At 37.3% G+C, this 5,813-nt stretch carries 8 protein-coding genes; 4 read left to right on the forward strand and 4 right to left on the reverse strand.

Going from position 1 to position 5,813, the window contains the following annotated elements; all coding sequences use genetic code 11:
• Positions 1 to 925, forward strand: a 925-nt coding sequence (locus tag L950_RS23925) for an L-histidine N(alpha)-methyltransferase (protein WP_021191317.1), incomplete at its 5' end; no start/stop codon positions are given.
• A 10-nt stretch (positions 926 to 935) separates the two neighbouring features.
• Positions 936 to 2,123 (forward strand): ergothioneine biosynthesis protein EgtB, encoded by a 1,188-nt coding sequence (gene egtB / locus L950_RS23930; protein WP_021191318.1) that lies wholly within the window; start codon positions 936 to 938, stop codon positions 2,121 to 2,123.
• Positions 2,124 to 2,394: 271 nt separating this feature from the next.
• Here egtB and L950_RS23935 read toward each other — a convergent pair whose 3' ends face one another.
• Both L950_RS23935 and L950_RS23940 read right to left on the reverse strand, forming a co-directional pair.
• Positions 2,395 to 3,369, reverse strand: a complete 975-nt coding sequence (locus tag L950_RS23935) for a zinc-binding alcohol dehydrogenase family protein (RefSeq protein WP_046792114.1) — start codon at positions 3,367 to 3,369, stop codon at positions 2,395 to 2,397.
• An 85-nt stretch (positions 3,370 to 3,454) separates the two neighbouring features.
• Positions 3,455 to 4,213 (reverse strand): SDR family NAD(P)-dependent oxidoreductase, encoded by a 759-nt coding sequence (locus tag L950_RS23940; protein WP_021191320.1) that lies wholly within the window; start codon positions 4,211 to 4,213, stop codon positions 3,455 to 3,457.
• Between the two features lie 185 nt (positions 4,214 to 4,398).
• On the opposite strand from L950_RS23940, the gene L950_RS23945 reads away from it, so the two are divergent.
• On the forward strand, positions 4,399 to 4,704 hold the full coding sequence (locus L950_RS23945; protein ID WP_021191321.1) for a hypothetical protein: 306 nt from the start codon (positions 4,399 to 4,401) through the stop codon (positions 4,702 to 4,704).
• A 32-nt stretch (positions 4,705 to 4,736) separates the two neighbouring features.
• On the forward strand, positions 4,737 to 5,294 hold the full coding sequence (locus tag L950_RS23950) for a helix-turn-helix domain-containing protein (protein ID WP_021191322.1): 558 nt from the start codon (positions 4,737 to 4,739) through the stop codon (positions 5,292 to 5,294).
• Between the two features lie 56 nt (positions 5,295 to 5,350).
• On the opposite strand, the gene L950_RS28995 is transcribed toward L950_RS23950, so the two are convergent.
• Entirely contained in the window at positions 5,351 to 5,524 is a 174-nt protein-coding gene (locus L950_RS28995; RefSeq protein WP_021191323.1) for a hypothetical protein, read from the reverse strand.
• Positions 5,521 to 5,813, reverse strand: a 293-nt coding sequence (locus L950_RS23955) for a hypothetical protein (protein WP_031289130.1), incomplete at its 5' end; no start/stop codon positions are given. The genes L950_RS28995 and L950_RS23955, both read right to left, overlap by 4 nt.

The following is a 5,813-nucleotide window of genomic DNA, read 5'->3' on the forward strand; positions in this document are numbered from 1 at the left end:
AAAAGAGGTATTGGATGATTTAAAAAGTAATCCGAAGAGATTATCCTCTAAATATTTTTATGATAGCAAAGGAGATCATCTCTTCCAAAAAATCATGGCAATGGAAGATTATTATCTAACAAAATGTGAACTTGACATCTTCAAAAATCAAACAGCAGAAATTGCTAATTTAATAAACACCGACGGCGAACCATTTGATCTGATAGAACTGGGAGCAGGCGATGCAATGAAATCCACCTTTTTATTGCAACAGCTTGTTCGTAAAGGAGCAAACTTCACATACATGCCGATCGACATATCAGGTAACATACTTTCAGTTCTAAAAACAAATCTTAATAATGCAATTCCAGAGCTCGATATTATATGTCTTAATGGGGAATATTTTGAGATGATTGAAAAAGCAATGACAATATCGTCAAATCGCAAAGTAATATTGTTTTTAGGAAGCAATATTGGTAATATGGAAATAGCGGATGCTGAACAGTTCTGCTCCAAATTGAAGAGGAAACTAAATCAAGGAGACAATGTCCTAATAGGTTTTGATTTAAAAAAGCATCCTAAAACAATACTTCGTGCTTATGATGACCCAACAGGTATAACTGCACAATTTAATCTTAATCTTCTCGTTCGCATGAATCATGAACTCGAAGCTAATTTCAACATCGATCAATTTGAGCATTACCAAACCTATGACCCAATAAGTGGAGCATGCAAAAGCTATCTCATTAGTCTAATTGAACAAGGAGTATTAATCGGTGAACATCAAATTCATTTCACTGAAAATGAACCGATTTTTATGGAAATATCTCAAAAATTCTCACCTGCCGATATCCAAGAACTTGCACATAGATCCGGTTTTAACTCCGTCTGTGAATTGTACGACTCGAAAAAATGGTTTATGGATGCTATTTGGCAAATCAAATAAAAAATAGCCGATGAAAACAGAAAATATAATAACCGATCACATGACAGAATTAGAAGCAAAATATAAGGCTATTAGAAATCATTCTGTACATATATGCGCACCTTTAGCGATTGAAGATTATGTAGTACAACCAATTGTTGATGTCAGTCCCCCGAAATGGCATTTAGGACATACAACATGGTTTTTTGAAACATTTTTATTGATTCCTTATTTTCCAGAATATCAAGTTTTCGACACACAGTACAACTATGTCTTCAACAGTTACTATGAAACTGTGGGCGCTCGGGTAATCCGGACCGATCGTGGAAATTTAAGCCGTCCATCCGTATCTGATATTTACAAGTATAGAGCTTACGTAGATGAGCAAATGCAGTTATTTTTTAAGCAGAAACGACATCACTTACCGGCCGTATCAACTTTGCTCGAACTAGGACTTAACCATGAACAACAACATCAAGAATTACTAATTTCTGATATCAAATATATCTTAGGCCATAATCCACTTTTCCCCTCATATAGGAATGATCCTGCACCCGCAAAATCGCAATCTGCAGTCAACGAAATGATTTCCTTTCCAGCCGGAATATACGAAATCGGATTCGAAGGAAAGGGGTTCTGTTTCGATAATGAACTGGGGAGACATCAAGTCTATTTACAAGACTTCGCAATTGCCACACAGGTCGTTAGCAACGGAGAATACTTGAAATTTATAGAAGACGGAGGGTATAAGGATTTTCGTCATTGGCATGCTGAGGGCTGGGATTGGATAAAAGAAAATAAGGCAAATTCACCTTTGTATTGGCACAAAATTGATAATCAATGGATGCATTATACATTATCAGGTCTAAAAATATTGGATCTCAATGAAGCGCTCAATCATATCAACTATTTTGAAGCGGCTGCTTATGCAAATTGGAAAGGAATGCGTTTACCAACAGAGGCCGAATGGGAAATCGCGGCTGATAGCATGCATTGGGGCGACCGATGGGAATGGACCGGAAGTGCCTATCTGCCTTATCCAGGTTTCAAAAAAGAAGCTGGTGCGGTAGGCGAATATAATGGAAAGTTTATGGTAAATCAAATGGTTTTAAGAGGTGCTTCAGAAGCTACGTCAAAAGGACATAGTAGAAAGACATATCGAAATTTCTTTCATACACAACTGCAGTGGCAATTTACGGGCATTAGACTTGCGCGTTAAAATAATTAATAGTTACAATCGAAAAATCTCGATGCCCCAACAGCATCGAGATTTTCATTTATAAATACATATATTAAAATTATCAGCTTCTTCCAATATATATGATAAATTTTAATAATAGTGTTTTTAAAACACTTTTCCATCTCTGAATCCTTTAGATATCCTCGTGTCATTTCCTGCTTCTTCACCTAAATATTAAATTCTACATCATTTATTATATTTAACTGATTCTTATCTCATTTTGATGTGATGGTGTATTTAAATGTAATTTCTAAAAATTGACAACAGCCTTAATCAGGTTTTGGTCTGCCTGATATAGCGTATCAAAATTATCTTTCATTTGATCAAAAGCGATACGATGTGTAATCAGTTCTTCTGTATTAATATCTCCGGACCGCAATAGATTAATAACTTTTTTAAAATCAGAAGCAGTGGCATTACGGCTCGCTTTCAAGGTAATTTCTTTTCGATGAAAATTAGGGTTATCAAAACTTACTGCGCCGACAAACAAACCGACAAAAACAATCGTTCCCCCATGAGTCACCAGATTGAATGAGTTTTCCATGGAACGTTTGCTTCCCGTCGCATCAAAAATTACCGTAGGAAGCTCCCCTTCAAAAACTGTTCTTAATTGCTTATCTAAATCCTCCGACAATAAGATCGTTTCTACTTCAGGAAACTTATTGTTGACAAAATCCAGTCTATTTTGTACAAGATCCAACACTGCAATTTTAACACCCATCAAACGAGCATTTGCAACAACACCTATCCCTATCGGCCCGGCGCCAACCACTAACACGGTATCCGCGGCGATTAGACCCGCACGATCAACTGCATGCGCGGCAATAGCCAATGGCTCTATCAAAGATATCTGGTCATCATCAAGTCCATTTGTAAGATGTACATGACTTGCTTTATATGTGATATATTCTTGCATAGCGCCGTCTTCATGAACGCCCAATACGGTTAAGCTGCTCCCACAATTTGTTTTGCCCTTGCGCACAGCTTGATCTGCTACCAGATTACGATAAGGCTCTACTGTGCACTTGTCGCCAACCTTAAGCCCTTCCACTTCACTTCCTACTGTAACAATTTCGGCAGATACTTCATGCCCCAAAATACGAGGATAAGTAAAAAAAGGTTGCTTGCCTTTGTATGCATGGAGGTCGGTACCGCAAATAGACACTTTCTTTATCTTCAACAATACATTATCAGGTTTAAGATCTGATGGCTTTTCTTTGGTAATATATTCGAACCGGCCTGTTCATGCAATATAATTGCTTTCATATTTTTCTTTTATAATCTATAAATAGACAGTCTTGATCTGGCTTCTAAAAATTAACAGTTGCCCCACCGTCAATAGGCAATAAAACCCCGGTGATATAACGTGCTGCTGGAGAGGAGAGAAAAACTGCGGCATTCCCCACATCTTCAGGTTTTCCAAAACCTTCCATCGCAATCCGATTAACGATCTTTTCTTTTCGTTGCGGATCATCGCCGATAGCTTTAAAAAACATCGGACTCTCTATCCAACCCGGAACTAACGTATTGACCCTTACATTATATTTCGAAAATTCAGTGACCAGATTTTGCATCAGGCCAGTCAAAGCGGTTTTAGAAGTACCGTAAGCCGATACACGGTCCATACCAAACATTCCGGTCATAGAACCAATAAATAAAATAACTCCATCTTTTCTTTCAACCATTTTAGCCGCGCAAGACCTACTCATGCTAAATACACTGAGCACGTTGGTGTGTATAATTTTTTCAAATTCAGCATCAGTAGTATCCAGCGCGTATTTTTTTAAATGGACTCCTGCATTATTGACCAAAATATCAATCGGTCCTACTGCGGATTCTATACGGTCTACCAATCCAGGGATAGCTTTGGTATTGGCTAGATCAAAAACAAAATAATGAACATCCCCTCCTAATTCGAGTTGCGCCTGTTGCAATGCTTCTTCTCGACGGCCGACAATGATTACTCTCGCTCCAGCTTCCATCATTGCTTTTGCTATTCCAAATCCAATACCTGTTCCGCCACCTGTTATTAAGGCTGTCTTGCCTTTTAATGAAAATGCTGTTAACATATTAATCTTATTTTAAAATGATATACTTGTGATTTATTTAACTACTAAGTTAGAAGCTATAGCAAAACAAAATCAATCAACTATTCCCCAATACTTACGCTATATTATCATTATTTAAAACTAAACTTTGAAATTTAAACAAAAGAGCATAGATTTAAGTTTACAATTTTAGATGACTTAAAATTATGAGACCAGTTCCTGCCAAAATACTTGAAGGTAAAGAAAATGAAGTTTTTGACACGAAAGTTGTCAATTCACCCTATTTTTCTACGCTTTTTCATTTTCATGAAGAATGTCAAATAAATTATGTTGTAGAAAGTGAAGGAACACGGATGATCGGCGATAGTATTGAAAGTTTCAGTCACGATGATCTCACTTTGGTCGGATCCAACATTCCTCATGTTTGGTACAATAGTGAAGAATATTTTGTAGCCACCGACACTAGCAGTGTCGCAAATCCATCACTCTTTTTTTCATCCAGAAAGTTTTAAAGATTCTTTCTCAGTTCGGAAATACAAAAAAAATGGCAAATTTCTTCCAACTCAGCAAACGTTGCATGCGATTTAGGGGGAAAACGAAATCAAAAGTTAAAATATTACTGATCCAATTAGCAGAAGAAGAAAACGTACTCTTACGCTTATCCTTATTGTGCAAAATACTACATATCTTGAATCAGACACAAGAATACGATCTATTAACAGGAGCCGGCTATACAAATACCTATCATTTAAAAGACAATGACCGTATGGATGTAATCTTAAAATATATTTTCAGCAACTTTACAAAGGAGATCGAACTTAAGCTTGTCGCTGATATGATCCATATGAACAAGCAGTCTTTTTGCCGTTACTTTAAGAGTAGAACGCAGAAAACATTTGTAGAATTTGTAAATGAAGTACGTATTGGCCACGCCTGCAAACTGCTAACAGACATCGACTATCGGGTGTGCAACCTGGCGTATGATTGTGGTTTTAACAGCCTTTCCAACTTCAATAAATTTTTCAAGAAATCTAAAGGACTAACTCCCCGAGAATATCGCTCAAAATATACAAGCTCTCCCTTTTCTCTTAAAGTTTCTTAAAAAAAGTCCTCTAAATTTTTCTTCAGAGGACATCTTTTACTGGTGTTTTTAAATCTTTAATCCCGATTTTTCATTCTACATTTTCCAAGCACTCTGCTCGTCACAAAACTCACAACTGTACCCACCACAGCCATTAAAGCTGTTTGCAGTACATCTCCCAAAGAAAAGCTTGCCCAGATCGAACACAGTGTTCCACCTAAAGTACCGATCCGCATATCATTCCATTTCATCCCGCACCTCCTTTTCTTTGTGAATCAGGATCTGCTCTGGTGGAGGCCCCCCCCTCCCATTTTTTGTCTTTATCGTCCATTACAGTCTCCACCACACCTAGACCCAGTGCGATGTATTTAATTATATTCAATGCCTTTCCCGGCAATTTAATCGGCGCCATAAGCACAACCTGTAGCGCAAGGCTTATTTTTTGAAGTATTTTTTTCATTTGATTAATTATTAAAAGGTCTAGCGTTCCTACTGCGTAATTGCACCGAAAAGAGGCGTTAAAATGAATTTCTGTCTGAG

Source organism: Sphingobacterium sp. IITKGP-BTPF85 (assembly GCF_001006065.1).
GTDB classification, from domain to species: Bacteria; Bacteroidota; Bacteroidia; order Sphingobacteriales; family Sphingobacteriaceae; genus Sphingobacterium; species Sphingobacterium anhuiense.